The following is a 2,136-nucleotide window of genomic DNA, read 5'->3' on the forward strand; positions in this document are numbered from 1 at the left end:
AAAAAGTATCATAATATTATCAAGATTACAATAGTTAGCGCGCTATTGAACTTTTATTCCGACGTTTGGTGAGATATTAGTACGACGATTGGCTTTGTTTGGAAATGTGGTTGTAAAGACTAAATGTTAAAAGGTTTAGCGTGCGGTGGATTTAATATTACTTCTCGAGATTCTAAATGCTATTTTGCTGTCGAGTAGTTGTGCGATTTAGTTGCTTATGTTTTGGGGAACAAATCGGTGTAAAAATTGTAAAAAAGTTCCCTACACTGTTTGATTTATCATGGTAATGGCTTGTTGGTTATTCCAGAAAATAAGGTTCCTGAGTTTAAGAAGTTGCTTGTTGAGTATTATGAGGATGAAGATTTGCAGTCTGTGACGGATGCGTTTGCTTGCGTTTGTGAAGATGATTGGAAAACGCTGTACGAACATGAGAGAAAACAAATTGGCGGTCGGTTGCGCTCATTTGTCGGCAGAAATTGCGCTTTCAACGGAAATTGCCAATCGCACTTGCTACTACGCAACTGCTGCTTCATCTATAATTTCACCATGATCATGATGGATTCGAGTTTGAAATGGAGATGTTTTTATGATTTTAGCAGATAAAATATTGGAACTGCGTAAACAAAACGGTTGGTCGCAGGAAGAATTGGCGGACAAATTGGGCGTCAGTCGCCAAGCTGTTTCCAAATGGGAAGGCGCACAAAGTATCCCGGATATGGAACGGATAATTGCATTGAGCCGTTTGTTTGGTGTTAGTACAGATCTTCTGGTAAAAGATGAAATTGATGTTATGGGGAAGAACGTCAACGCAGATGAAAATGCCTGCCAGGAAGAAGCCGGCGTTCGCATGCGGGTAATTGAGCTGGAAGAAGCCTCCGCTTATATTGCTCACAGAATATCATTTGCCGCCTATGTTGCTCTAGGCGTTCTTCTTTGTATTCTGGCGGCAATCCCGTTGATAGGCAGTAATCTTTTGCTTTCTCCCACAGTAAATGCGCAAGTCGGTAAAACTATTGGCTTAGCATTCAGCGTTGCGATTATTACTGTAGCTGTAGTTATTTTTATTATTCAGAGTTTCCACGAAAAGCGTTATCAATATTTGGAAAAAGAGGACTTTGAAACGGCTTACGGCGTTGACAGTGTGCTCAAAGAACGCTTGGAACGGTTCATGCCGTCGTATGTGCTGCGGACGGTCAGCGGTGTCGTTTTATGTATGGTTGCCTTTATTTTTCTTATAATTTCGGATGCAGTGTCGAAATTTTATCAACTTTCATCCGGCTTTTTTGTAGTTATCGCTATTGTCCTGGTGGCAGCAGCTGTTTATTTATTCGTGCAGGCGAATATTGTTCGCTCGTCCTATTACCGTTTGCTGCAACCGAAGAAAAAGATTGTCTATCCTGCAAAGATTAGGTTATTGCTCCAAGCTTACTGGCTTATGATTATCTTCATTTATTTAGCCTACAGTTTCATCACGTCCGATTGGGGAAAAAGTTGGATTGTTTGGCCGTTGGCTGCATTGACTTACGGAGTAATAGAAGTAGTGCTCAAAGTGTGGAGGCTTGGAAAGAAATAAGTGACTTTCAGCGTCGATTTTCTGGCGAATAACAGGTGTTATCCGGATGAAATATGGTATGCCTACGCTTGTATTACCCCCAAAGAGTGAAAGTATGATTAAAAAATGTCGCACATATAGGCTTTACCGTCGGTGGTGCGGACATTTTTTAGACAGCCACACCCAGTCTACTTTTGTTCTAGATAAGACTTATTCCTACGAGTTATCAAGTCTCTTATTTGCTGGCTGGTGAAGAGACTCGTAGCTGGGAATTTGGTGTTTATCGATTGGTTAAGGATAATTATCCTAAATATGTTTTATCGATGGATACAATGAATTTTTCGCAAGAAGGTATTATACACAAATATTTACCAGATTTTCTAAAGGAGTAAACCATGGAACATAATTGCGGATTTATTAACGATAAAAAAGCATTTAGATATAGAGCAGCAGCCATCATAGTCGAAGAAGGTTGTGTGCTATTTGCAAGAAATGATGAGGACGACTATTTCTACTCAGTTGGCGGAGCGGTTCACATGGGCGAGACATCAGAAGAAGCCGTTAAGAGAGAAGTATTTGAAGAG

Annotated in this window: 3 protein-coding genes; all 3 read left to right on the forward strand. The window is 40.4% G+C overall.

Features of this window, described 5'->3' with window-relative positions; genetic code table 11:
- The first annotated feature begins 291 nt into the window (after positions 1 to 291).
- Complete coding sequence (locus HMPREF3208_RS06430) at positions 292 to 603, forward strand: hypothetical protein (RefSeq protein ID WP_230953055.1); 312 nt, start codon at positions 292 to 294, stop codon at positions 601 to 603.
- Positions 587 to 1,573: a helix-turn-helix domain-containing protein gene (locus HMPREF3208_RS02120; protein ID WP_016637475.1), complete on the forward strand. Its 987-nt coding sequence runs from the start codon at positions 587 to 589 to the stop codon at positions 1,571 to 1,573. Before HMPREF3208_RS06430 ends, HMPREF3208_RS02120 begins: the two co-directional genes overlap by 17 nt.
- A gap of 374 nt (positions 1,574 to 1,947) precedes the next feature.
- The coding region (locus HMPREF3208_RS02125; RefSeq protein ID WP_196488948.1) for an NUDIX domain-containing protein at positions 1,948 to 2,136 on the forward strand (189 nt) is incomplete at its 3' end.

Source organism: Gardnerella vaginalis, assembly GCF_001546485.1.
GTDB lineage: Bacteria > Actinomycetota > Actinomycetes > Actinomycetales > Bifidobacteriaceae > Bifidobacterium > Bifidobacterium vaginale_D.